The organism is Dawidia cretensis (assembly GCF_018598175.1).
Lineage (GTDB): Bacteria > Bacteroidota > Bacteroidia > Cytophagales > Cyclobacteriaceae > Ohtaekwangia > Ohtaekwangia cretensis.
In genome coordinates this window covers 68,484-92,954 of the sequence record NZ_JAHESE010000027.1, presented here as the reverse complement: position 1 = coordinate 92,954, position 24,471 = coordinate 68,484, and the positions used below count along the sequence as shown (strand labels likewise).

Genomic DNA, 24,471 nt, shown 5'->3' with positions numbered 1-24,471 from the left:
AAAAAACGGCGTTTAAACACCTTTAAATCGTTTGTTTGAAAATGGGGTAGAATCCCCGGCTACCGAACAATAGTAAATTCGATCCGGCGGTTCAGCTGGCGGCCGTTTTCGGAGTCGTTGGAGGCAATGGGTTTGTCGGGACCATACCCTTTTGGAATGAGCCGGGTTTTGGCGATTCCTTTCGATATAAGGTAACTGTATACGGACAGGGCCCGTTTTTCGGAAAGCTGGCGGTTGTGGGCGGCGGCGCCAGAGTTATCGGTATGGCCGCTTATTTCAATTTTCAGGGTCGGGTTGTCGTTCAGGAACCGCAAGATCTTTTCGAGCTCAGGAATAGACTGTTGCTTAAGCTCGTACCGGTCTACATCAAAGAAAATGTTGTTTAAGACGACGCCAGAGCCTATTGCCGCCTTTTCCAGGTCTACATCGATCTCTACCGGTCGCAACTCCACCGGTCCCGCGTAATTAAAGTGTAAGCTTTTAAACAGATACGTCGTTTTGTTAACATAAAGTGCATAATCGGCTCCTTCCGGCAGCACCATTAGATATTCGCCGGAAATGGAGTCTGATGTTACCAGGGCTACTACCTGGTTGCTCGACAGGTTTACCAGCTCCACCCGAGCGCCCAGAGGCTGCCGGCTTTGCTTGTCGCGCACGATGCCTCGTACGTAATTGCTCTTTTTGTTCAGGCGCGTGCCCTCGGGAAATTCCAGCTCAAAGATTCGGCTACGGGAGGTGCCTGGGCCGGTGGTTTCCTCGTGTGAGTAGTATCCTTTCTTACCGTCGGCGGTAACGAATAATGAGAACTGGTCTTCATGCGTGTTTATGGGGGCACCAATATTCACGGGGCTAGTCCAACCCGTGGAGTCCTTCTCTACAAAGAAAACGTCATAACCACCAAAACCCGGCAGACCGTTGGAGGCATAATATAGCGTTTGGTTGTTTGCGTGGATGAAGGGTGAGATCTCGTCAAAGGCTGAGTTCACGGGCTTGCCGACGTTCACGGCTCTGGTCCAACGGTCGAGGTCGTCGAGCGTGGACATCCAAATGTCGCGGCGCCCCATGCCTGCGCGGCGATCGGAGACAAAATATAATGTACGGCCATCGGCCGAGAGGGATGGTTGTGACTCCCACGCCGTGCTGTTTACGCTAGCCCCCAGGTTGACGGGCTTAGTCCAGTCGTTGCCGATCTTGCGGCTTTCGTACAGGTCGCAACTGCCGATGATGTCGGGACGGCCCACACACGCAGTAAAGATCAGCTTGCGGCCGTCGGCGGAAATTGTACTGGTGCCTTCGTTTAACTGGGTATTAATATTTTTGGATATAGCCTGGGGCGTAGTCCACCGGCCCTGCGCGTCTTTTTTTGATACCACCAGGTCTTCGTCGGCATTCGGATCGTTGGTTACGCGCCGGGTGAAGATCAGTTGCTGCTGGTCCGCTGTCAGCACGGGGAAGTACTGCATGGCGAAACAGTTTACGGTGTCGCTTAAAGCTTTTTGTTTGTACGGAGCTACTTCTTTTTGATTCTGTAGCGCAAACTCTGCACTTTTTAGCAAGTGGGCTGCCCGGCCCAAACGAGATCTGTTCTGGGTTTCCTTTTTAAGATACTGGTTCAGCATCGCTGCGGATTTTTCATAGTTACCAGAGGCGAAGTATGCTTCGCCAAGGTCAAACCAGAATACCTTTTGTTTGTTGACATCGGTTGTATGTGATAGTCCCTGTTCGTAATAGCGGATTGCCTCGGTGGGATTTTTCATGTCGGCATAGACCAGGCCCAGGCGATAGTAGGCTTCTACAAATTCCTCGTCTTTTTCAATGGCTTGCCGCAACATGTCGATGGCGGTATTGAACTGACGGCGTACGCGAAAGTTGTCGGCCTGTGTATACAAGTCGATGGCTCTCTTTGATTTGGTGCTCAGCTGAACCTGTGCGGATACATAACTGGTGGACAACAATACGAGTAAGAGCAGGAACAGAAGTCTACGCATGCTTAAAGCTAAAAAACTATGTTGGATACGTCAATTTCAGGCGCATCAAATTCCAGCATGGCATTGATGAGCTTGCAGGCATCAAACGACCGAATGTCCTCCACGCGTATATCTTCCTCTTGTAGAATGTTTTGCTCAATGAGTTTTTGTCGTTGTGTACCCTTGAGCAATGCAGACCAGGGCGTTACCCATTGATTTTTGCGCCGGAACGCTACGTTCGCGTAGGATGAATCGGTTACATAGCCACGCTTCACAATCAGGATATCGTCACAATCTTTGCGCAAGGCAAACAACTGATCTAACAGTTTACGGTTGGTATATTTAAATTCGTAGTTTATACGATCGTGCTCCACTACGCGCAGGCTTTGTACCGGGCGATAAGTATACGGAACAAATTCAATTTCGCGGCTGACGTCGTCGTATACAATTCTGCATTTATATAACCCTTGCCCGGGACGTGCCAGGGTGTTCAGCATAGGCTCCAGCTCCACGTGGTCCTCGGCACCACACAGTGTTTTCAGCGCACGGTTCATGCGTTGTTCGTGGCGGGAGAGGTTCAGGAAGTTGCCGTCGAGTAGCTTAATCGTTTCAAGTAAGAGGGACATAGACTTTGTCGATTGTTTCCTGGTATTCTGCGTCAACCTGGCTTTGGGTGGTAATACCACCACCGCTTCGGTAGTAGTATGTTCCGTCCTGGTTTTCGAGGAAGCGGATCATGACACCACTGTCCAGTTGCTGTCCATTAAAATAACCAAATATTCCTGTATAATAACCACGTTTCTCTCCTTCTGCCTGACGAATGATTTCCAACGTCTTCACTTTGGGTGCGCCGCTCACGGATCCTGCCGGCAACAGCGTGACGAGGATACTCCCCAGTCGCGACCGGTAGTCACCGGGTAGCTCGCCGATGATCTCGGAGCTTACCTGTAACAGATTCTTGTGGCTTGTACGGATCTCGTCGAGGTAGCGGAATCGGTTTACGGTTACGCGTGTGGCCACCTGGCTCAGGTCATTGCGGATCAGATCGACTATTGTCGTGTGCTCGGCCCGTTCCTTTTCATCGTCGAGGATTCGTTGGGCTGCGTTCGGCACCGCGGCGTCGATGGTGCCCTTCATGGGATAGGAGTATATTTTGCCGTCGCGTATCTGTACGAAGATCTCGGGTGAGAAAACCAGGAACTCGTTTCGGAATAATAATTTATACCGGGCGCGACTGGCGTGAAATAACGTCTGAAGGGAATTGTTGGACGTTACGTGGGTCTTAACCGTGAGGTTTGTCAAAAACGAATCGCCATATCCCAGCCTTTCAAATACGTGTGCGAATTTTCGGATGTACTCCTCGCGGTCGTGCGGTGTTACGCGTAAAGGCTCAATGGGTGTGCCGGCGTATCCTGCGCTGGAAGTGTTAGTATAACCATTAATATCAAACCATATTTCCGATTCCGGCAGATCTGCCAGCCGGGCAATGAAAGGCTTTTCCATTTCAAAGTCGATCACAAATAAAAAGGGGACCTTTTGTTGCCCCCATGCATTCATTGTATCGACAAAGTCGGTAATGGTCATGCGTGTCTTACGGTATATTCATGTATTTGTGTACCTGAAGCGATACCTGCCATTGCGGGTTGGCCTTGACGTAGTCAATAATCAACGGCAGCATTTCTTTTTCCTTTGACCATTCGGGTTGCAAAAAGAGCTGACACGACGAGCCTACGTTTTTTGCAAGCTCTTCGGCCCAGGCAAAGTCGCTTTTGTTGTATACCACGATCTTCAATTCATCTGCTTTCTCAAAGATTGACTCGTGTGGATTCTTAAATTTTTTGGGTGAGAAACATACCCAGTTCCAGGTGCCGGTAAGCGGATATACACCCGACGTTTCGATGTGGGTACGCAGGCCAGCTTGTTGCAATGCTGCGGTGAGGGGTGCGAGGTCGTGCATGGCTGGCTCGCCACCGGTTATCACGACGATCTTCCCTCCTGCTGCCGTGGCGCGGTCTACCATCTCCGTTATTGCAACGGACGGGTGCAGGCTGGCATCCCACGATTCCTTTACGTCACACCACACACATCCTACATCACATCCGCCCAGGCGGATGAAATAGGCCGCATGGCCCTGATAGTGCCCTTCTCCCTGAATGGTATAAAAATCTTCCATCAGAGGAAGTGACGGCGGCGCTATAGCTTGTGCAGTTTTCACGTTGTCTCATGGGCTGTACAGGCCCTTGTGCGTCTAAACAACTTTAGGGGTGTTGCAGTTCAGTAGCCCGCAGGGTATTGAGCAGCAACGAAGCAATGGTCATGGGTCCTACCCCACCTGGTGTCGGCGTAATATAGGATGTTTTGGGGGCTACTGCTTTGAAGTCTACATCACCCTGAATGGCCCATCCCTTCGGATATTGGGGACCTTCTACACGGGTGGTCCCGATGTCAATGACAACAGCGCCTTCTTTTACCATATCGGCCGTGATCAGTCCGGGCTTGCCTACGGCGACGAGCAGAATATCGGCCGAACGGGTATAGCTACCCAGGTCTTTTGTGAACTTGTGGCAAATGGTTACCGTGGCACGGCCTTGTTCGGCGAGCATCATGCTCAGTGGTGCGCCGGCAATGCGGCTGGCGCCTACTACTACAGCATGTTTACCTTCTGTATCGATGTTATAGCGACGCAGCAATTCCATAACACCGAAGGGTGTGGCCGGCATCAGCAGTGGATTTTTCGAGATGATGCTACCGAAGTTGTGGTTGGTAAATCCATCCACGTCTTTATCGGAGCGAATCTTTTCGGTAATTTTCTCTACGGAAATATGCGGTGGCAGGGGCAGCTGTACTATGAAGCCGTCAACGTCGTCGTCGTTGTTGACGTGATCGATGTGTTTGAGCAATTTCTCTTCCGAGATGGTGTCGGCAAATCGCATCATGGTATAATGGAATCCCACCGACTTGCAAGACTTCACTTTGTTGTCTACGTAGGTCTGGCTGGCGCCGTCGTCGCCGACGAGAATGATGGCCAGGTGGGGAATCTTCCGGCCCAGGGCTTTTCGCTCGGCTACTTTTTGTGAGATCTCATTCTTGATATCGGTCGATACTTTTCTACCGTCGATCAATGTATACGTCATTGCTTCTGTCATTCCCTGCTTAAAATATTATTCAATTTTCAGGATCGCCATAAATGCTTCCTGTGGCACTTCTACAGAGCCGATCTGGCGCATGCGTTTTTTACCTTTCTTCTGCTTGTCCAACAGTTTACGTTTACGGGAGATATCACCACCGTAACATTTGGCGAGTACGTTTTTGCGGATAGCGCTCAGGTTTTCGCGGGCAACGATCTTCTGACCAATGGCAGCCTGGATGGCGATGTCGAACATCTGGCGCGGAATCAGCTCGCGGAGTTTTTCGCAGAGCTTGCGGCCCCATTCGTGGGATTTGCCGCGATGTACAATCGCACTAAGTGCATCGACCTTTTCGCCGTTGAGCATCACGTCGAGCTTCACCATGTCTGACTCGCGAAAGCCAATGAGCTGATAGTCCAGGGACGCATATCCACGGGAAATTGATTTCAGCTTATCGAAGAAATCAAATACTATTTCGGACAGTGGCATCTCAAACGACATCTCAACGCGGTCGGTCGTGAGGTAGTTTTGGTTTTTGATGACGCCACGCTTATCCATACAAAGGCTAATGATCGGTCCAATGTATTCGGATTTGGAAATGATCTGTGCTTTGATGTATGGCTCTTCGAGATAGTTTATTCGGGTCGGGTCCGGCATTTCCGATGGCGCGTTGACGCTTAGCTCCTCGCCATCTGTCAGGAAGGCTTTGAATTCCACCGAGGGTACGGTGGTGATCACCGTCATGTTGAATTCCCGCTCCAATCGTTCCTGGATAATCTCCATGTGCAGCATGCCGAGGAAGCCGCAACGGAAGCCGAAGCCGAGGGCCGCGGAGGTTTCTAATTCCCACACCAGCGATGCATCGTTGAGTTTAAGTTTCTCCATGGATGCACGGAGCTCTTCAAACTCGGTGGTGTCTACCGGGTAGATTCCGGCAAACACCATGGGTTTCACTTCTTCAAAACCTTTTAGCGATTCACCGCGTCGATCAGGGTGTGTAATGGTATCACCGACGTGCACTTCACTGGCAACCTTGATACCCGAAATCAGATAGGCCACGTTGCCTGCGCTGATCTCACTGCGGGGTTGCTTATCCAGTTTTAATACACCGATTTCTTCCGCAAAGTATTCCTGACCGGTGTTTACAAACGTGATCTTATCGCCTTTGCGAATGGTTCCATTCACTACGCGCATATAGATTTCGATACCGCGAAAGGAATTGAACACGGAGTCAAAAATCATCGCCTGGAGTGGTGCCTTTGGATCACCCTTCGGCGCCTTGATGCGGCGTACTACTGCCTGGAGAATTTCTTCAATCCCTTTACCTTCTTTTGCGCTGGCGCGGATGACATCTTCACGTTTGCAGCCAATAAGCTCAACAATCTCGTCGGTCACTTCTTCGGGCATGGCGTGTGGGAGGTCGATCTTGTTCATGACCGGAATAATTTCCAGGTCGTGCTCCAATGCCAGGTAGAGGTTGGAGATGGTTTGCGCTTCGATGCCCTGGCTGGCGTCTACGATGAGAAGCGCTCCTTCGCAGGCGGCGATTGAACGCGACACTTCGTAGGAGAAGTCGACGTGGCCGGGGGTGTCGATGAGGTTGAGAATGTATTCCTGACCATCCAGTTTGTATTTCATCTGGATGGCGTGTGACTTGATGGTGATGCCTTTTTCTTTCTCCAGGTCCATGTTGTCGAGGACCTGTGCTTCCATTTGCCGTTCATTGAGGGTTCCCGTGAATTCCAGGAGCCTGTCCGCCAGCGTGCTTTTACCGTGGTCGATGTGGGCAATTATGCAAAAATTGCGGATGTTTTCCATACCCGTCTGTTCCTCAAAAATTTAGGAATGCAAAAGTAGGAATTATTACTGGATTAACCTCCGGGAATTTGCCGGCCCAAAGCGGTCTTTAGAGCCTTATCCATGGCGATTTTCGTTGTCTTCGCGGTATTCCCGCTTTCGTCTATGGCGTTTGAATAATGCAGCCAACCGCCTCTGTTTTTCGAACAGTGGGTGTTTTGCCCTGCAGGGCAGCGTCGATGGCATCCTGCAGGTAATGTTCTGTTACTCGCTGGCGATATTTGCCGAGATCAAAAAACCAGTTGTCGATAGCCCCCTGATAGAGGATTTGGCCCTGGCGATCTACGAGAATGGCTTCGGGCGTAATGGTGGCGTGGAACCGTCGCACGTCCGTGAAATCGCGGTCGATCGATACTGGAAATTTAATGGCATACTCGTCCACGAATGTTTTTACTTCGTTTGGATTAATCTTTCCCGGTACGATACCCCGTACGCGGAGCTTATGCGCGGTGTAGACGCTATCCATGCGGCGGAGCTCGCTTATGTACTTTTGGCTGATGGGACAGTCCACTGCCAGAAATACCCATACCGTGAGGCTGTCAGTAAGGCCTTGTGTATGGGTATCCCGTAAAGTTTTTTGCTGTGCGGTTGTATGCCAACTGATCATGGTCACCCAACAGAGGAGTGCCATGTGCGGAAAATATTGTGCGAGTCGGTTGCGCCGATAGTGGGTCAAACCGAGAAGCTTTCACCGCAACCACACGTACGGGTGGCATTGGGATTGATGAATTGAAAGCCTTTTCCATTTAAGCCGTCTGTAAAATCCAGCACGGTGCCTAAGAGGTACAGCAGGCTTTTTTTATCGACGAGAATTTTCACGCCCTTGTCTTCGAAAACCTGGTCAGCAGGATTGATCTCGTTATCGAATCCGAGGTCATACATCAGTCCCGAGCACCCGCCGCCCTTTACGGAAACACGAATGTTATGTTCTTCTGTTCTGCCTTCTTCGACGCGCAAAGCGGCAATCCTTTCTTTTGCTTTATCCGTTACCTGTATCATTGTAGGAATGAACTTTGTCTTTGTTGTATTATAACTGCCCGCAGGCCATTAATGTTCCCTTCTTGCCTTCACTAGAAGCTTTTGCGCTGTTTAATTCTGGCAAAAGGCTCATCTTTGAATACAAAGCTAACACATTATGGAAAAACTTGAGCACATCGGTATTGCGGTAAAGGACATGCAGCTGGCTAATACGCTTTTTGCTGCTCTTTTGGGAAAGCCGCATTACAAGGTGGAAGAAGTGGCCTCCGAAGGCGTACGCACGGCTTTTTTTGACGTGAGTGGGGTGAAAATTGAGCTGCTGGAGGCTACGCGGCCAGATTCGCCTATTGCCCGGTTCATTGAAAAGCGTGGTGAAGGCATCCATCACCTGGCCTTTGAAGTAGCCGACCTGGAAAAAAGCATAAAAGTTTACCAGGCGAAGGGGTTTGAGCCGATCAATCCGCAACCTAAAAATGGAGCCGACAACAAGCGTATCTGCTTTTTGCATCCTAAAACGACGCAGGGGGTGCTGGTGGAGCTTTGCCAGGAGATTAGGGACGCTTCATCTGACTAGCGCTTTTTCCGCCAAACTGGATGTCGTTATAATACTTCTGTTTCTTCTTCCCTTTTTTTGTCTTGTAATAGGGTTTTGACGAGCCGCAGGCGCCAATAACCACTGCTATTACAACCAACATCGCGATCATCTTCTTCATCGTAGTCTCCTTTTCAGGGGCATAGTTACTACGATATTAGGAAGTAAATCGCTCATATTCGAGCATAATCTTACTTTTGCAGGATGAAAGGGCTGTTCTCCCGGTGAAGCAGCATCTGCCTTATTTTATTTTATGAGCGAGACCAGATCAGAAATCAGCCAGCTTGGAGAGTTCGGGCTGATCGACCACATCAGTCGGGGTTTTTCCCTAAAGAACACTTCTTCTATTAAGGGCATTGGTGACGATGCTGCCGTGCTGTCGGCTGGGCAGGATGATTACCTGTTATTGTCCACCGACATGTTGGTGGAAGGTATTCACTTTGACCTAGCGTATATGCCGTTGATCCACCTGGGATATAAGGCTGTGGCGGTCAACGTATCGGACATTGCCGCTATGAATGGTAAGGCAGAGCAGATTACGGTGAGTCTTGCGCTGACAAACCGTTTTTCAGTGGAAGCTGTCGACGCCTTGTATAAGGGTATTCATGCGGCGTGTGAAAATTATGGTGTTGATCTCATCGGCGGCGACACTACTGCTTCTCCGTCAGGATTGGTCATTTCCATTTCGGTGACCGGTCGTGTGAAGAAAGATAGGGTAGTATATCGCAGTGGCGCAAAGCCCAATGATATCATCTGCGTAACGGGCGACCTGGGCGGCGCGTTTATCGGCCTTCAAGTCCTTGAGCGCGAGAAGCAAGTGTTTCTGGCGGATCCCAATATGCAGCCGGCATTGGATTCGTTTGAATATATCGTTGGTCGTCAACTTAAACCCGAAGCGCGCACCGATGTTGTTTCTGATTTGGCAGAAGCAGGTGTCCTCCCGACTTCGATGATCGACGTTTCGGACGGATTGGCTTCTGAGCTTTTCCATATTGGTAAAAACTCCGGTGTAGGCGTTCGAATCTTTGAAGACAAAATTCCCATTGATCAGGTCACCTTTAATACGGCAGTCGAGTTCAATCTAGATCCTATCACGTGTGCATTGAACGGCGGTGAAGATTACGAGCTGTTGTTTACGATCTCGCAGGCGGATCAAGAGAAGATCAAAAACCATCCGGACATTCATATGATTGGTTATGTGCACGACAAGGCCAATCAGCATTTGATGATCAGCAAGCAAGGCACCATCGTACCGCTGCAAGCGCAGGGATGGAATCACTTTGCATCTTGACTTTGCGGAGCGTTTTCTCCGGCGAGCGGAAACGCTGCCCGGATGGTGGTGCCTATGCCTTCTTCGCTGAAGACATCAAAGGTGCCGTTATTCAAGGCGATGAACTCCTTGCATAACAACAATCCGAGACCAGTACCTTTTTCGTTGAGTGTTCCTTTTTTCAGGATCGGTTGTTTCATCGATAACACTTTGCTGAGGTATTCGGCGCTCATGCCAACACCCTCGTCGTGGACCACGACTTCGGCCATGTTTCCTTTGCGTATACAGGTTACCCGAATGGCCTTGCCTTCAGGAGTATACTTTATGGCGTTGGACACCAGGTTCCGCAGGGTGACGTAAAACATATTTTCGTCAGCATATACGACCAATGCTTCATCGGCTTTATAGGTGAGCTCGATCTTCTTTTTTTGTACGGTCAGTTGATACAGCCCCATGATCTTTTCTACAATCGTGTTTACCGGTACACGGGAGGGATTGTAGGTGATATTGCCCATCTGAGAAAGCGACCAGAAAAGGGTGTTATCGATGAGGTCGAGTGAGTTGGTGACCGAATTGCGAATTGTCAATGCATATTTTTTTATATCCTCCCGAGACAGTACGCCGACATCTTCAATGAGAATTCCCAAGAAGCCTTTTAACGTTGTCAAAGGCGACCGCAGATCGTGCGAGAGGATAGAGAAGATGAGGTCTTTTTTCTGGTTCAGGGCTTTCAGCTCTTCACGCGAGCGTTCAATCTCTCCGGTACGCATGGTCAACAGGCCTTCCAGGCGATGCCGATCCAGTTTGTCTTGCTGCACACGACCTTGTATCACGCCGAGCACAATTACACCGGCGGCCACGAAGGCCAGCACGTTAAACCACCATGTCTTATAGAAGGGTGGAATGATATAGATTTTAACAGATGCTTCCGTATCTGTCCCGCCGGTACCGGTGACTTTGACACGGAATATATATTCGCCCGGTTCTAATTCTGTGTAATTAGCAAAATTATGCTGCCCGGCGTCGATCCAGTTTTTGTCGATGTGTTCTAATTTATACTGGTATGTGTGACGAACGGGGGTATGAAAATCGGCCGTACCGAAGGTGATGGTGAAAAAATTCTGGATGTGTTTCAGTTTTAAATCTTTCCGATCGAAGAGCGTATAGTAGTCGCGTGTGTTTGATGCGGACTCGGCTGTGTAGGTCGTTAGGCCAAAAAGAACAGGGGTGACAGTATGCCTTTTAATGGAAAAGCGTTCGGGATCAAATACGTTTAGCCCGTTGATTCCGCCGAAGATTAATTTTCCGCTGTTGGTGCGGGCAAATGCCAGGCGATTAAACTCCTCATCCTGTACTCCCTCGGATGTATCGAAGCTGGTGAACGTGCTGTCGCTGTGTCCATAGCGAACGATACCCTGATTGGAGCTTAGCCAGAGGTTGCCACTTTTATCTTCCAGAGCGGCGTACACCGTATTATCGGGCAAGCCGTTTCTTGTCGTAAAGTGTTTTCTCACCGTGAACTTGCCATCGGCGCCTACGTCCAGTATATACATACCGGCTTCGTATACCGTTACGATCAATGAATGCCCCACCTGTTGGATGAGCAATGGCATTTGTTTTACTGTATCCGCAGAAAACTGCTGTCGCGTCAGGACGCCGGTACCTTTGTCACGGTGCCACAGGTAGTCCGGTGTGCTGATCCAGATACGACCTTCGTTGTCTTCATACAAAAAGGTTGCTCGGCCACCGAAGTCTTTCCATTCTTCGACGTCACCCGTTTGCAAATCGTAGACCAACACATTGCCGGCTACTAGCGCATATAGCTTCTGCCCGATGCGCAATAGCTGCCGTACGCGTTTCCCGTCGGTGTATTGCGCCAGGGGGTTATACGCGGATATCTGTTGAGACCGGGTATTAAACAAGAGCATTCCCGCGGACGACCCCACGAACATTTCCGTTTTGCTTTTGGGCGCAAAGGCATAGGGTATCACGATATCATCAAAACCCGGTATTGTGATTTTTATGCGTTGAGCCTTATGTGTTGCCTGATCGACGATGTTGATATAGCCGCCTTCGCTCGCCGTCCAGATGCGATCGTTTGGATCTACATATATGCCACGGATAATATTGTCGCTAAGCGAATGTGGATTATGCGGATTAAATTCATAGTGCATGAATTTACGTTTATCCCGATCGTATTTGTTCAAGTCGCCATTCGAGCCGATCCAAATGATGCCGGACCGGTCTTGAAAAATGGATGCGCAATTGTTTCCGCTGATGGAGTATTGGTTTGTTGGATCCCGCATCAATTGCACCATTTTTTGGGTATCGGGATTGTATAATACGGTTCCGGATGTTTTTGTCAGGATCCAGATCAGCTTTTGGTCATCCTGCATGAAACTATTAATGCGGCCGGTGAAGGGTTCTTCGTTGGCGGAGAAATGTTCTACAATTTTGCGTGTAGCCAGATCGATCACCACTACCCCTTCCAGGTCTGTACCCGCCCACAGCTGGTTGCGGTGGTCGATCATGAGGGCTGTGACGCGTGTCTTGGATGCAAACGTGTATCCATCCTTCTGCAAGGGAATGGCGTATTGGAACACTCCGTTTTCCATGACGGTGACGTGATGTTTGCCTCCCGCGAAAATCTTGTTTTCGTGGGCTAACAAGGCCGATACCCCGGGATCGGAATCGTGGGTATCACAATATATCAGGGTATCGTTTGCCACACGGTACAGGCCGGCGGTACCGGAGGCTGCCCAAATCACACCGTCACGTGTTTGCGCCAGCTCGTTGAGCTCGGCTTCTTTTGAGCGGACAAGTGTTACCAGTCTGTCGCGTACGTTTGAGTACATCAGCAAGCCATGCTGCCGGGTTCCAACCAACAGGCGCTTGCCCTGCTCGTCCCACAGGAGCGACGTTATCTGTCGGCTGGCCATATGTACGGAGTCGGGCTCGACGTAGTCAAAGGCGGTAAAGTTGTAGCCATCAAAGCGGAACAGGCCGCTGGCCGTTCCAAACCACAATAGTCCTCCCGGATCCTGCAGTATGTCCACGGCGTAAGAAGAGCGAATGCTGCCCGGAACGGATACATGTTCGAAGGGAACGTCGTCGGGCATAATCTGGGCTATGCCGGGGAGGGAAAATAGAAACAATACCCATACCGGAAGTCGACTGTGAAGCGTTTTACGCATAACTAAATTTCCGGTATGCTGCATGTATTAGTCCTCGGGATAGGGAATAAATAAAAAGTTCGTAAACTGTTCGTCCACTACGAACAGGCAGCAAAATTCATCGGGGTCTTTGTATGCTTTTTCAAAGTCTTCGCGATCTGCGACCAATCCTCGTTGCAAAAATTCATCCAGAAAGGATGCAAAGTAGTTCCACGCTGTGCTTTGCTGGCGCTGATCGAACAATAATTGTCCGATGGGTTGTACATCTTTGCACAGCACAAAAACAGGATAGTCGAAGCCCGCCTTACGGATCTGGTAGGATGCTTCTTTCAACGCATCTGCTACTTTAACAAAATCCTGTGAGATGGTGCCCAGGTATTTTCCGTTCAGTTCAGGATCGTTCTGCATAGTTCATAATAAAAGTCACGGTAAAAAAACTATTTCATTCGCTGAAAAACAATGTCTTGCACTATTCTAACGTGCTAAAAATGCCTGGGCGTGATGTTGCAGGTCCGGGAAGAATGCTTCGAACTCCCGCTCAAATTCTTTATCGTACTTGCGCAGGTCGTTGACGGCTTCGTCCATGCGGGAGACGTGCGTCGTTCGCCGGGACATACCGATGAGGGTGCGCTGTATGCCTTCTGTGTAAGAATAGCCTACCAGCCAATTGCCGCGAATCATATAGGGCAGCATTTGCTGCAGGCTCTCCGGCAACAAGTGTCGAAGCTCGTGCATGGTGGCGTAGACGTTTGCGGCAAAGTCTTCCAGCGATATGCTATGATACTTAGGCCATTGTCGCGCCAGGTAATGATCATAAAATACGTCTACGATCACGCCGGCATAGTGCCTGTAGGTGGGGCGCAGGCGATTTTTGCTTTGTGAGACGACAGGATGGTGGTCTGTGAAGTGGTCTATGGCGCGATGCAGCTCCACACCTCGTACAATTTCAGGGTCGAGCTTTTCAAGCGAGGCGCGTCCTTTGACAAAGTCTCCCATAAAGTTGCCTGCCATGATCTTCGGGCTGTTGCCCGATAAATAGAGGTGCGCCAAAAAATTCATGTCCGTAAATTACAATTCCTCGCTTAAATATGACGTTTTTATGCTCCATGGCTGTTCGGACGACGACTTTTGGACATAATTGCTTATTGTCGTTAATTTTGCCCCAGCCCGACAATCCGGATTTCTCTCTATGGCACCACTTGCACAAATGAAGCTATTGATCAGTCTTGCACAGATCGACGGTCGCGTAGCTGAACGCGAACAATTTTACATCATTAACATTGGCCGGGCCAACGGTTTTTATCCCGATGAGATCGAACCTCTTTTTGATGCCTACCACGAGTTGATTGTTCCACAAGATCTTACGGACGACGAGAAGTTCAACTATATCTTCAGTTTGGTTCAACTCATGAAAATTGACGAACGCATGTACAAGGAGGAGATGATGTTTTGCTCCAAGATTGCGGCATCATTAGGATACGATCAACAGGTGATGTTCGACCTGTTGCTGCATGTGAAGGCCACTCCCATGTCGGCTGAAGAAACGGCCGCTTTGAAAGAGCTCACGAAAAAGTACTTAGTGTCCTGATCCCACCACGGCAATGCATTTGAGCTCGATTGCGATGGGAGTGGGTAGTGCATTTACCTCCACCGTGGTACGGCACGGTTGATTCTCTTTGAAGTATTCGGCGTAAATCCTGTTAAAGGTCTGGAAGTCGTCTTTCATGTTGGTGAGGAAGACCGTTACATCGACCAGGTTCTCCCAGCGGCCTCCGGATGCTTCCAGGATATAGCGTACGTTCTCAAAGACAGCGTGACACTGCGTCTCTATGTCGTATTGTACAATTTTTCCTTCTGCATCCACTGTAACACCGGGAATGTCCTTTGCATCGCGCTTTCTCGGGCCTACGCCGGATAAAAAAAGTAAGTTGCCGACCTGCCTTGCGTGCGGATATGCGCCGACGGGCTTGGGTGCCTTATCTGAAAAAAGCATAGCTTCCATTGTTTTTTGATTCTATCGAATACCAAAGACAAGGCTGGCTGAAGATGTATCCCATTCAGCGCCTGCTGTTTTTGATTGTTCTACTTGTACGACGCTTACCATCCACGGCCCAGCGCTACTCAGACGGGTTTCCATGGTTCCGTCTTTCTCGGTATAGATATTTTGCAGGGTGGTGCGGTTATCTTTTCGATTCCATACTTTAACCCGCGCTCCAAAGATGGGCTTGCCATCCTTCAATATCCTAAAGCGCATGACATCTCCCGACTGAAGACTATATGGATTTCGTTCGGGTATTATCTCCAGGGGAAAACCTACTACTTTTTTATACACATCGTCTGATGTATTCCCGACCTGTATTAATAGTTTGGTGTAGACCTCATGGCGCTCACCGGCGGGCTTATCGCTCGTACCGTTTTCCTTACGCTTTGTCAGAACGTCTTCTAATCCGTTTTCTTCGAGAAACGTATTGAATTCTGCGGCATCCCACGCTTTAAATTGCACTGCACTTTGCAGGGTCAGCAAGTGTGTGCCGGCCCTGTCAAACTTTATGGTGAGTCGCTCGCGATCGTCGTTTTGTATGGAAGCACGTAGGTCTTTGACGCCAAGCCCCGCGCGATAATGTTCGAGGCGTACTACCTGGTCTTGCGTCAGTGGCCAGGGCTCTGCCTTAAATTCTTCTCCTTGTACGAAGCCGATCCTGGCGGTCTCTCCTACTTCGAAGAAGTAGTTGCTGGGTAACATCCACCATGTGGCAGCTTCTACGCCCCACGTGCCCGCGAGAAGTATTGTCAGCATGAGAATCCGCTTTCGCATGGTCGATCCGTTTAGCTATTCATGATGTGTTCTATTTCCTCTACTTCTTCAGGGATGTTCTTCATCAGGTCGTGCACGCCTTCTTTGCCGATCACAACGTTATTTTCAATGCGTACGCCGAGGCCTTCTTCCCGGATATATATACCGGGCTCTACTGTCCAAACCTGTCCTACGCTCATTTCATGATACATGCTGCCGACATCGTGCACATCCAGGCCAAGCTGGTGGCTGGTACCGTGCATGAAGTATTTCATGAAGAGGGGTTTGTCTTTGTCCTGGTTTTTAATGTCGGTCTTGTCTATAAGTTTTAAGCCGATCAGTTCCTGCTCGGTAAACTGCTGGATTTGTTTGTGGTACTCGTAATATTTTACGCCGGGACGCAACAGCGAGTATGCATGACGTTTTACACGCAGCACCGCATTATACACTTCTTTCTGGCGTTTGGAGAACCGGCCATTGACCGGTATGGTACGCGTTAGGTCGGCATTGTAGTTGGCATATTCTGCGCCTACATCGAGCAACAGGAGATCGCCATCCTGGCAGACCTGGTTGTTGTCCAGGTAATGCAGCACGCACGAGTTCGTGCCGGAAGCAATGATGGGCTCATAGGCAAAGCCACGCGAACCGTTGCACAGAAACTCGTGTACATATTCGGCTTCGATCTCATATTCTTTTACACCAGGCTTTACAAACTTCAAGACGCGGCGGAAGCCGGCTTCCGTGATATCGCATGCGCGTTGCATCAGGTCGAGCTCGTGCTGCGATTTTACCGACCGTAAGCGGTGCATGATGGGTGCCAGACGTTCGTATTTGTGAAGCGGAAATTTTTCCATACACCATTTCACAAAACGCCCCTCGCGTGTCTCCACGGGATTGTCGGCGCGGTAATGATCATTGGTATTGAGGTATACATATTCGGTATCCCCCATGAGCATCATGAGGTTAAATACCTTTTGAAATTCTGATACCCACACGACGGTTTGAATGCCTGTCTTTTCGCGCGCTTCCTGTTTGGTGAGCTTATGTCCTTCCCAAATGGCTATCATCTCGCTGGTCTCGCGTATGAAGAGGACTTCTCTATATCGTTCGTCGGGAAAATCGGGACACATTACCAAAATGGTTTCTTCCTGGTCGACGCCTGAGAGGTAGAAGAGGTCACTGTTTTGTCGGAAGCGCACGGTGCCGTCGGAGTTTGTCGGCATCACGTCGTTCGCATTGACCACCAGCAGGGAGTGGGGTTTTAGCTCTTTGCGAAGCTTTTCCCGGTTCGATTCGAAGAGTTCTTTGGGTATGTTTTTGTATCTCATTTTCAATGGTTAATTTTCAAAACACCGTTTTAAACGGTGGTTAGGCTGCAATTTAAACCAAAACTCTATGAAGCCAATTTCTATCCTTCTAAAGTCGTTCCTGATCCTGTTGTGGGTTTCGGGAAACGTCATGGCACAATCAACTTATACACCTTCTGATGTCAACAAGCAAAACCGGGAATGGTTTCAATCGGCGCGGTTCGGCCTGTTTATTCACTGGGGCGTATATAGCGTGCTAGGCGACGGCGAGTGGGTTATGAATCAGCAGCAGATTCCCATCCGTGATTATGAGAAGCTTCCGGCATTCTTTAACCCTACGGCTTTTGACGCGAAGAGTTGGGTGCAATTGGCCAAGGCTGCAGGCATGAAGTATATTGTCATCACCAGTAAACACCACGACGGGTTTGCGATGTGGGACAGCCGTGTGTCGGATTATACTATTGTAAAACGGTCGCCCTATGGCAAGGATGTTTTAAAGATGCTCGCAGATGAATGCCGCCGTGAGGGCATTAAGCTGTTCTTTTATCATTCTCAGTTAGACTGGCATCATCCTGATTATTTTCCCCGGGGCAACACCGGCGGCAGTTGGACGGGCCGGCCAGAACAAGGCAATTGGAATGCTTACCTCGACTATATGGACGCCCAGCTTACGGAGCTCCTGACAGGCTATGGTGAGATCGGTGGTATTTGGTTTGACGGTATGTGGGATAAAAAGGATGCCGATTGGCGGTTGACGCGCACGTACTCGTTGATCCACAAGCTTCAGCCTGGTGCCCTCGTCGGCAGTAACCACCACGTGACACCTTTTGCGGGCGAAGATTTCCAGATGTTCGAAAAAGATCTGCCCGGCCACAATACTACGGGATTTGCGCCTGAGCAAAAGGTTGGTGATCTGCCGAAGGAGACTTGCGAGACCATCAACCATTCGTGGGGCTTTAATTTAAAAGACGACCACCACAAAAGTGTACAAGAGCTTGTTCAGTACCTGGTCAAAGCGGCCGGCTATGATGCCAACTTCCTACTGAACATTGGACCGATGCCGAACGGGCAAATACAGCCGGAACATGTTGAACGCCTGCAAAAGGTGGGGGCGTGGCTAACCAAGAATGGAGAGACCATCTATGGTACGCACGGTGGCCCCTTGACCGCGAGAGACTGGGGCGTAACGACTCAAAAAGGGGATAAGGTTTTTGTTCATATTCTACGCTGGGCGGATAATGTGCTAACAATCCCTTCCTGGGGCAAAAAGGTTAAGGGCGCCAAAGTTTACGGTACGACGACACCGGTCAAGTTCGCAGAGAATGAATACGGCATTACGTTACAGATACCTCCTGCCGGGCGGCAGGAGTTTGATACGATTATTGAACTTCAAATGAAGTAGTCTATAAACTAAAGAAGCCCTTGTTTCATGGGCTTCTTTAGTTATATTTTTTCACTAGCCAACCGGCTGGTTTACCTGATCGGTGCGTACCCAGTTCAGGAGTACGAACGTCACAAACAGACCGGAGAAAAGGCCTTCCAGCAGGACCATAAATGAAGCTATGTAAGCGTTCAGATAAGGTCCCATCGGTTCATTTTTTATGAGGGATTGCATCAGGTTTGTATCGATCTTGAGGTAGAAAAACAAAAATGCTGCAAACGTGGCAGAGCCTATTGCAGCAGCTCCTACGCCGATAGCCATGGCGCGGAAGTAGTTTAGCTGTCCATTATGGGTACGGGTGAATTGTTTCAGCGCGTAATAAACACCGGCCAGCATGATGACCAGATTAAGCAGTCGAAGCTCGACGACATGGATCAGCCCCACAGCGTACATGAAGAAGAAATAAACAATCAATCCCAGTGCGATCGCTGTACCGTAGATCTCAGGAATGCGGGTGCTTCTGTTCCAGATATTCATAATTCTTTAGGTTTCGTGTTCTTCTGATAGAAAATCTTAAAATACTGTGCCACAGGACTGGTACCCACTACGTTCTGACAATCTCTTTTGATCCTATTTATACTACTACCAATCAATCACTTAGCAACGCATATCCTGCTGAATATCCTGACATTCTGCTATAAATGCAAACGTTTTCGTAAAAGATTATTTCTTATCTTCCTGCTTCGTCACTTTAACCCTCCACAACTATGAAAAAATTCTTTTTCGGACTTTTAGCCATTCTTGTTCTATTGGCTATCGTCGGCCTGATGTTACCAGGAAAGATGGAGATAACCCGCCATATTACTATCGCAGCGCCTGCGGAAAATATCTTTGAGGAAATCAATGATCTCGAGCGCTGGGGCAGGTGGTCTTATTGGAACGATCTATACAAAGATGATATGCAACTGACCTATGGCGACAAGCGCGTGGGCTCGGGTGCATGGTATTCCTGGACGGGCAAGAAGTCGGGTGATGGTAAGGTAACGATCACTGAAAGCATTCCTGGTTCGTCGATTAAAACGGATCTTGATTTTATGGAGCATGGTGTTGCCAAAGGCTGGTATACATTTACACCGAAGGGTGACAGCACGCAGCTGACGATTGGTTTTTCCAGCGACCTGGGCCCCAATCCGATCTCGCGATGGTTTGGTATTATCATGAAGCCCGAAATGAACAAGGCTTTTGATTATAACCTTACCCACCTGAAGGCGCTGGCAGAAGCGAAACCGGTACAGTAGAACAGGTTCCGGTGGCGGCCCCCAGGAGACGGCGCTTTGGTTTTTGACGAGGCTTTAATACTTTGGCGACATGACTTACGAAGAATTTACTGCCTCCCTGGAAGACACGGCGCCATCACCTACTCTCTCGCCGCTGTTACAAGCCCTCTGGTTTGCGGGAAACGACGATTGGGATGCTGCACATGCTCTCGCACAAGATGTGCCTACGGCTGAAGGCTCATGGGTACATGCTTATCTTCACCGTGTCGAAGGTGATCCTGGAAATGCCTCTTTCTGGTATCATCATGCAGGCAAGCCGGTACCAAAGGTCGGCCTACAAGAAGAGTGGGAAAATATAGTGCAAGCTCTGTTATCCTGATTTCTATTCTCACGAATCATTCGTGGTCACGGATTTTCTTTTGCTGTCCTTTCCAATCCTGCAGGACTGACCGCCTTTCTTGTAATTCTGCTTCTGAAGGCACCTCTACTATCAACGCCTGCAGATCGGGCTGGCCTGCATTTACCCATGCGGTGTACCAAATGCTTCCTGTGAGGTGTATCGCGGCGCGCATCTGACGTTCTACCATTTGCCCCACGATGCGGTGGTACGCCGCGGCATACTCTTGTGAATAGACTTTTTGCGTTTGCATTCCGCGCGATTCAAATGAGTATTTTTTGTTGCCCATTTGGGCGCCGAGCTTCTTTTCTTCTTGTAGCACTGAGTCCACTACGCGGTGCGCTCCGAGAATTGCGTTCCACGTTGCCGTCTGGGGATGCTCGATGTACTTTGCTTTTCCTACAAAAAAGTCGTAGTCGTCAGAAAACAGTTCGGGGAGTCTGGATTCCCAGAAGGCATGAATGCCTTCCTGGCCGGTGCGTTGCCCGTTGTAATTTACTGTTGTGTGCAACGGAACGTGGGCATCGCCAATATAATGACCAAGGTCTGCCGACAGACGTAAGATGGCCGCGGGGTCGCGAATCATCATGGCATCTTTCAGGCGGTAATAAGTCTTCACGATATGCCACGGCAGGATACCGTGTGCTTTGAGTGTGTCTTCAGAATATTTGGAGACGGCGCTATCCCAGTATTGGGGGACTTTATATTGGGCGCTGTCGCCGAAGTGGTCGAGGTCTATGTAGTGCCGGGGTGCCTCGTCGGGAAGGATGAATCTACGGCGGTCGGGGTTTACGGCGGCTTCGGTTAGGTAGCCGATGTTCTTTTTGTAGAAGCCGACCATTTCAGGTGGGAGAATAAATACGGACAAGCGGTTGATACGGCGGTGGGCGAAGAAGCCCCAAGTGGGGTTGGGAAGGGTCAGGCTTGTGAGGGTAAGAAGGACAATGGCCAAAAGGCAGTGGATAGGTTTCACAACATTTTCTTTGGAGGAAGATACGGTATTTTACGGGATGAGGGCAACTGTGCTATAGGTCAGGGTTAGGTCAAGGATAGCTTTGATATGGCTTTGATACGGGTAATGTATAGCTTTGGTACGGCTTTGATACGGGTAAAACCCAACTGAGCACCATTTTAAGCTTCCCGAGAACCTCTGCCTCGACAAGTCACGACCGGCCTTCTGGAGATATCGCAATACTCCCAAAACATTCATTTTCAGTATTTTGAAAAATAGATTTTAGAGGGGCGTTGGAAATTTGGAGAATACCTCTACCTTTGCAGTCCTTATTTGAAAACGAGCTATGGCAAACCATAAATCAGCAGAAAAGAGAATCCGTGCTAATGAGGCTAAGCGCGTGAGAAACCGCTACCAGAACAAGACTACCCGCACGTTCATCAAGAGATTGCAGAGCGCTACGGTAAAATCTGAAGCTGTGACTCTTTTGAAAGAAGTTTCTTCTATGATCGACAAGTTGGCCAAGAAGAACATCATTCATTGGAAGAAAGCGGCCAATCAGAAGTCCAGACTGACTCGTCTGGTAAACAAACTCGCCTAATTAAGCATCCTTTTTAGGATTACTGATATTTTAGGGAGCCCCTTACCCGTGCGGTGAGGGGTTTTCTTTTTTTTATTGGCGGGGCTTGAAAATCCGAGGGGGAGGGATATATTTGTGGGTTACGTTGTTTGTAGATATGGAGATAATAGAAAAAAGACCTGCCATTAAAGATTGGTTGCGCGAAGACCAGCCTCGTGAAAAACTCCTCCTCCACGGAAAATCATCGCTTTCTAATACTGAGCTGCTTGCAATTCTTTTGCGCTCGGGAACTTCCACTTTGAGTGCTGTTGATCTTGCGCAGAAGATCTTGCAGATGGCGGGTAATAATCTGCACAATCTGGCACAGCTTACGGCCAGCGATCTGATGAAGATTAAGGGTGTTGGCGAGGAGAAGGCGTTGGCTATTGTTTCAGCGTTGGAATTGGGGCGGCGGCGGAAAGCTGCTGATACCGAAAAAAGACCGAGGATTGTCAGCTCTGGAGATGCTTTTGAGGTTATTGCTCCTTGTTTGCAAGATATTAACCACGAGGAGTTCTGGATCATTTTATTAAATCGTGCTAACCGGGTTATCCGAACTCACCAGATCAGTCAGGGCGGAACTTCCGGCACGGTGGCTGATCCCAAAATTGTTTTCAAACTTGCTGTTGATAATCTCGCGTCGGGCCTTATTATGGCTCACAATCACCCGTCGGGAGAAACTACGGCTAGCCAGGCAGATATTAATCTCACTCAAAAAATAAAAGAAGCCGGTAAGTTGCTCGAAATACAAGTTCTGGATCATCTTATCCTCGCGGGCCAGAAATATTTTAGCTTTGCAGACGAGGGCATTTTGTAAACGGTGGGGAACATCCCCGTAGCCGGATGCCTGGAGATATCTGTGTGGTGAATGAAAAAAAAGCAGCAACTCTTACTTGTCGGAACGCTTATCATCCTTTTACCTATCCTCCTGGCACAGGTATGGAAAAGTAACACGACACCTGTTACTGTGGTACCCCTGGTGCAACCGGCACCCCCTCCTCCCTATATAAATCCAGCCTTCGATCAACTTATGCATGCGTATGAGCATGAAATCGACCTGCTGACGCAAACCTCTCAAACACCTGGCTTTGCCATTGCTGTGGTGAAAGATTCATCCATTGTTTATCTGAAAGGGTTTGGTGTTCGGGCGGCTGGCAGTAGCGCCGCCGTGGATGCGCATACGGTATTTCGAATTGCTTCGGTGTCGAAATGTTTTGCTTCTTTTCTCACGGGCATTCTTGTTTCCGATAGTATTCTCGGATGGAATGATCCTGTGATTCAGTATTTGCCTGACTTCCGATTAAAGTCGCCTGAGCAAACCCGTGCGCTTCGGCTTCGGCATGTTTTATCGCATACTACGGGGCTCCCCTATCATACGTATACTAACCTGGTGGAAGCAGGCATGGAACTTCCGGTGTTGCTTGGCAAGTTGAAGGATGTCGATTTGTTCCGAGAGGTTGGTAAGGAGTATAGTTACCAAAATGTAGCGTACAGTTTAATTGGTGAAGTTATTCATAAGGCAACGGGCAAACCCTATGAGGTAAATATGGCGGAGCGGGTGTTCAAGCCGTTGCACATGGAGCAGGCGTCGATGGATTACACTACGCTTATGACGAATCCCAACATTGCACGTCCGCACAAGTCGCGTGGTGGGCGGTGGGTTCCGGCTTCGATTACAAGCACATATTATAACGTGGCCCCTGCTGGCGGCGTAAATGCAAGTATCTCCGATATGGCAAATTGGATGATCGCATTACTAGGCCATCGCGAGGATGTGATCGATCAGGCCACGGTGCATCAACTGTTTTCTCCGCAGGTACAGGCTCCTTCCAAGAACCGGAATTATGGCCGGTCTCAACGACTTAGCAGTTCGTACTACGGCCTTGGCTGGCGTGTGTTATATTATCCCAACGATACTGTTATTTATCATGGCGGGTTTGTGAATGGGTATCGCAGTGAAGTGGCCGTTAATACGAAAGATCATATTGCCATTTGTATCCTCGCCAATGCACCGGGTGCAGTGGCCGACAAGGGCATTCCTACTTTTTTTACTTTATTCCGTGCGCACCGGGATTCCATTTTAGTATATGATGATCGCCAGCGCCGGGCACTATCCCCCAACATACAAGTTCCGTGAAGAAGCAAAGCGTTATTATCCTGATTGTTGTTGTCGCCGCGGTCGTCGGGGTGCTGTATTCTTTTACTGGTAGTCAAGACCAAAGTGCCTACGCAGACAAGATTCAGGAGGAGCGAGATTCTAAGGATCAATTTATGCGTACCTCTCAGGAATCTCCTTTTGCAAATGATTCCACGGCTGCGTTTACGGGGTTGCGCTATTACCCGGTAGACATTCGCTATAAGGTTATGGCCACCCTTTCTCCTATTACGAACAAGCAGGTGGTCTTGCTGGCAACCAACGATGGGAAGGAGCAGCGCTACGTTCAATACGCTTACGCCGATTTCGACCTGGGTGGTTATCATAACCGGTTACTGATCCTGGAAATGATTGACATGGGACCGTTCCGAGGAAAATTGTTTCTGGCTTTCGGCGATGAGACCAGTGCCGTAGAGACCTACGGAGCAGGGCGATACCTGGATCTGAACAAGGTACAGGGCGCCAATACGGTTACGTTGGATTTTAATCTGGCGTACAACCCTTATTGTGCCTATTCTGACAAGTTCTCGTGTCCGCTTCCACCGGCGGAAAACCTGCTGAAAGTCGCCATCCGGGCAGGTGAGCGACAATATCATTAAGCGGGTTATCTTAAAGTATTACGTT

General features: G+C 49.2%; 27 protein-coding genes. 10 read left to right on the top strand and 17 right to left on the bottom strand.

The window, feature by feature from the left end; translation table 11 throughout:
* Positions 1 to 59: 59 nt before the first annotated feature.
* From KK062_RS22000 to KK062_RS21965, 8 genes are all read right to left on the bottom strand, one after another.
* On the bottom strand, positions 60 to 1,988 hold the full coding sequence (locus KK062_RS22000) for an OmpA family protein (protein ID WP_254086511.1): 1,929 nt from the start codon (positions 1,986 to 1,988) through the stop codon (positions 60 to 62).
* Positions 1,989 to 1,996: 8 nt separating this feature from the next.
* A complete protein-coding gene (locus KK062_RS21995; RefSeq protein WP_254086510.1) occupies positions 1,997 to 2,593 on the bottom strand; it encodes an aminotransferase class IV in 597 nt (198 codons plus the stop codon).
* Positions 2,577 to 3,551 (bottom strand): aminodeoxychorismate synthase component I, encoded by a 975-nt coding sequence (locus KK062_RS21990; RefSeq protein ID WP_254086509.1) that lies wholly within the window; start codon positions 3,549 to 3,551, stop codon positions 2,577 to 2,579. Before KK062_RS21990 ends, KK062_RS21995 begins: the two co-directional genes overlap by 17 nt.
* Positions 3,552 to 3,558: 7 nt before the next feature.
* A complete protein-coding gene (locus KK062_RS21985; RefSeq protein WP_254086525.1) occupies positions 3,559 to 4,140 on the bottom strand; it encodes a 7-carboxy-7-deazaguanine synthase QueE in 582 nt (193 codons plus the stop codon).
* 85 nt (positions 4,141 to 4,225) lie between these two features.
* Positions 4,226 to 5,113: a bifunctional 5,10-methylenetetrahydrofolate dehydrogenase/5,10-methenyltetrahydrofolate cyclohydrolase gene (locus KK062_RS21980; protein WP_254086508.1), complete on the bottom strand. Its 888-nt coding sequence runs from the start codon at positions 5,111 to 5,113 to the stop codon at positions 4,226 to 4,228.
* Between the two features lie 15 nt (positions 5,114 to 5,128).
* The gene (gene lepA, locus KK062_RS21975; protein ID WP_254086507.1) at positions 5,129 to 6,913 is read right to left on the bottom strand and encodes a translation elongation factor 4; all 1,785 of its coding nucleotides are present in this window, start codon (positions 6,911 to 6,913) and stop codon (positions 5,129 to 5,131) included.
* Between the two features lie 142 nt (positions 6,914 to 7,055).
* Positions 7,056 to 7,583 (bottom strand): redoxin domain-containing protein, encoded by a 528-nt coding sequence (locus KK062_RS21970; RefSeq protein ID WP_254086506.1) that lies wholly within the window; start codon positions 7,581 to 7,583, stop codon positions 7,056 to 7,058.
* A 41-nt stretch (positions 7,584 to 7,624) separates the two neighbouring features.
* Entirely contained in the window at positions 7,625 to 7,951 is a 327-nt protein-coding gene (locus KK062_RS21965) for a HesB/IscA family protein (RefSeq protein WP_254086505.1), read from the bottom strand.
* Between the two features lie 136 nt (positions 7,952 to 8,087).
* Between KK062_RS21965 and mce the strand changes: the two genes are divergently transcribed.
* Positions 8,088 to 8,504, top strand: coding sequence for a methylmalonyl-CoA epimerase (gene mce / locus KK062_RS21960; RefSeq protein WP_254086504.1), 417 nt, complete (start codon positions 8,088 to 8,090; stop codon positions 8,502 to 8,504).
* Here the strand turns inward: mce and KK062_RS21955 are convergent.
* Positions 8,482 to 8,643, bottom strand: a complete 162-nt coding sequence (locus tag KK062_RS21955) for a hypothetical protein (protein ID WP_254086503.1) — start codon at positions 8,641 to 8,643, stop codon at positions 8,482 to 8,484. The two genes, mce and KK062_RS21955, sit on opposite strands and share 23 nt — an antisense overlap.
* A 132-nt stretch (positions 8,644 to 8,775) precedes the next feature.
* Between KK062_RS21955 and thiL the strand changes: the two genes are divergently transcribed.
* The gene (gene thiL, locus KK062_RS21950) at positions 8,776 to 9,813 is read left to right on the top strand and encodes a thiamine-phosphate kinase (RefSeq protein ID WP_254086502.1); all 1,038 of its coding nucleotides are present in this window, start codon (positions 8,776 to 8,778) and stop codon (positions 9,811 to 9,813) included.
* Here the strand turns inward: thiL and KK062_RS21945 are convergent.
* From KK062_RS21945 to KK062_RS21935, 3 genes are all read right to left on the bottom strand, one after another.
* The gene (locus KK062_RS21945) at positions 9,798 to 12,986 is read right to left on the bottom strand and encodes a sensor histidine kinase (protein WP_254086501.1); all 3,189 of its coding nucleotides are present in this window, start codon (positions 12,984 to 12,986) and stop codon (positions 9,798 to 9,800) included. The genes thiL and KK062_RS21945 overlap by 16 nt on opposite strands.
* 27 nt (positions 12,987 to 13,013) lie before the next feature.
* Entirely contained in the window at positions 13,014 to 13,373 is a 360-nt protein-coding gene (locus KK062_RS21940) for a hypothetical protein (RefSeq protein ID WP_254086500.1), read from the bottom strand.
* 66 nt (positions 13,374 to 13,439) lie between these two features.
* The gene (locus KK062_RS21935) at positions 13,440 to 14,024 is read right to left on the bottom strand and encodes an acyl carrier protein phosphodiesterase (protein WP_254086499.1); all 585 of its coding nucleotides are present in this window, start codon (positions 14,022 to 14,024) and stop codon (positions 13,440 to 13,442) included.
* A 130-nt stretch (positions 14,025 to 14,154) separates the two neighbouring features.
* Here KK062_RS21935 and KK062_RS21930 point away from each other — a divergent pair, with 130 nt between their 5' ends.
* Positions 14,155 to 14,553, top strand: a complete 399-nt coding sequence (locus tag KK062_RS21930; protein ID WP_254086498.1) for a hypothetical protein — start codon at positions 14,155 to 14,157, stop codon at positions 14,551 to 14,553.
* On the opposite strand, the gene KK062_RS21925 is transcribed toward KK062_RS21930, so the two are convergent.
* The 3 genes from KK062_RS21925 to KK062_RS21915 are packed head-to-tail and all read right to left on the bottom strand — an operon-like array spanning position 14,542 to position 17,087.
* On the bottom strand, positions 14,542 to 14,958 hold the full coding sequence (locus KK062_RS21925; RefSeq protein ID WP_317195803.1) for a RidA family protein: 417 nt from the start codon (positions 14,956 to 14,958) through the stop codon (positions 14,542 to 14,544). The genes KK062_RS21930 and KK062_RS21925 overlap by 12 nt on opposite strands.
* 21 nt (positions 14,959 to 14,979) lie before the next feature.
* Positions 14,980 to 15,780: a DUF4198 domain-containing protein gene (locus KK062_RS21920; protein ID WP_254086496.1), complete on the bottom strand. Its 801-nt coding sequence runs from the start codon at positions 15,778 to 15,780 to the stop codon at positions 14,980 to 14,982.
* An 11-nt stretch (positions 15,781 to 15,791) separates the two neighbouring features.
* Positions 15,792 to 17,087, bottom strand: a complete 1,296-nt coding sequence (locus tag KK062_RS21915) for an aminopeptidase P family protein (protein ID WP_254086495.1) — start codon at positions 17,085 to 17,087, stop codon at positions 15,792 to 15,794.
* Positions 17,088 to 17,154: 67 nt separating this feature from the next.
* On the opposite strand from KK062_RS21915, the gene KK062_RS21910 reads away from it, so the two are divergent.
* A complete protein-coding gene (locus KK062_RS21910) occupies positions 17,155 to 18,468 on the top strand; it encodes an alpha-L-fucosidase (RefSeq protein ID WP_254086494.1) in 1,314 nt (437 codons plus the stop codon).
* A gap of 54 nt (positions 18,469 to 18,522) precedes the next feature.
* Here the strand turns inward: KK062_RS21910 and KK062_RS21905 are convergent, their stop codons facing one another.
* Positions 18,523 to 18,984: a DUF4199 domain-containing protein gene (locus tag KK062_RS21905; protein WP_254086493.1), complete on the bottom strand. Its 462-nt coding sequence runs from the start codon at positions 18,982 to 18,984 to the stop codon at positions 18,523 to 18,525.
* A gap of 230 nt (positions 18,985 to 19,214) precedes the next feature.
* On the opposite strand from KK062_RS21905, the gene KK062_RS21900 reads away from it, so the two are divergent.
* Positions 19,215 to 19,745, top strand: a complete 531-nt coding sequence (locus tag KK062_RS21900) for an SRPBCC family protein (RefSeq protein WP_254086492.1) — start codon at positions 19,215 to 19,217, stop codon at positions 19,743 to 19,745.
* A 70-nt stretch (positions 19,746 to 19,815) separates the two neighbouring features.
* A complete protein-coding gene (locus KK062_RS21895; protein WP_254086491.1) occupies positions 19,816 to 20,103 on the top strand; it encodes a hypothetical protein in 288 nt (95 codons plus the stop codon).
* Positions 20,104 to 20,119: 16 nt separating this feature from the next.
* On the opposite strand, the gene KK062_RS21890 is transcribed toward KK062_RS21895, so the two are convergent.
* Complete coding sequence (locus tag KK062_RS21890; protein WP_254086490.1) at positions 20,120 to 21,073, bottom strand: zinc dependent phospholipase C family protein; 954 nt, start codon at positions 21,071 to 21,073, stop codon at positions 20,120 to 20,122.
* 346 nt (positions 21,074 to 21,419) lie between these two features.
* On the opposite strand from KK062_RS21890, the gene rpsT reads away from it, so the two are divergent.
* The 4 genes from rpsT to KK062_RS21870 all read left to right on the top strand — a co-directional run bounded on the left by rpsT (position 21,420) and on the right by KK062_RS21870 (position 24,446).
* Entirely contained in the window at positions 21,420 to 21,674 is a 255-nt protein-coding gene (rpsT, locus tag KK062_RS21885; protein ID WP_254086489.1) for a 30S ribosomal protein S20, read from the top strand.
* Between the two features lie 136 nt (positions 21,675 to 21,810).
* Positions 21,811 to 22,509: a RadC family protein gene (gene radC / locus KK062_RS21880; protein WP_254086488.1), complete on the top strand. Its 699-nt coding sequence runs from the start codon at positions 21,811 to 21,813 to the stop codon at positions 22,507 to 22,509.
* Between the two features lie 51 nt (positions 22,510 to 22,560).
* Positions 22,561 to 23,829 carry a serine hydrolase domain-containing protein gene (locus tag KK062_RS21875; protein WP_254086487.1) on the top strand — a complete coding sequence of 423 codons (1,269 nt, stop codon included), beginning with the start codon at positions 22,561 to 22,563 and terminating at the stop codon, positions 23,827 to 23,829.
* On the top strand, positions 23,826 to 24,446 hold the full coding sequence (locus KK062_RS21870) for a DUF1684 domain-containing protein (RefSeq protein ID WP_254086486.1): 621 nt from the start codon (positions 23,826 to 23,828) through the stop codon (positions 24,444 to 24,446). The genes KK062_RS21875 and KK062_RS21870 overlap by 4 nt, the downstream gene beginning before the upstream one ends.
* The last annotated feature ends 25 nt before the right edge of the window (positions 24,447 to 24,471 follow it).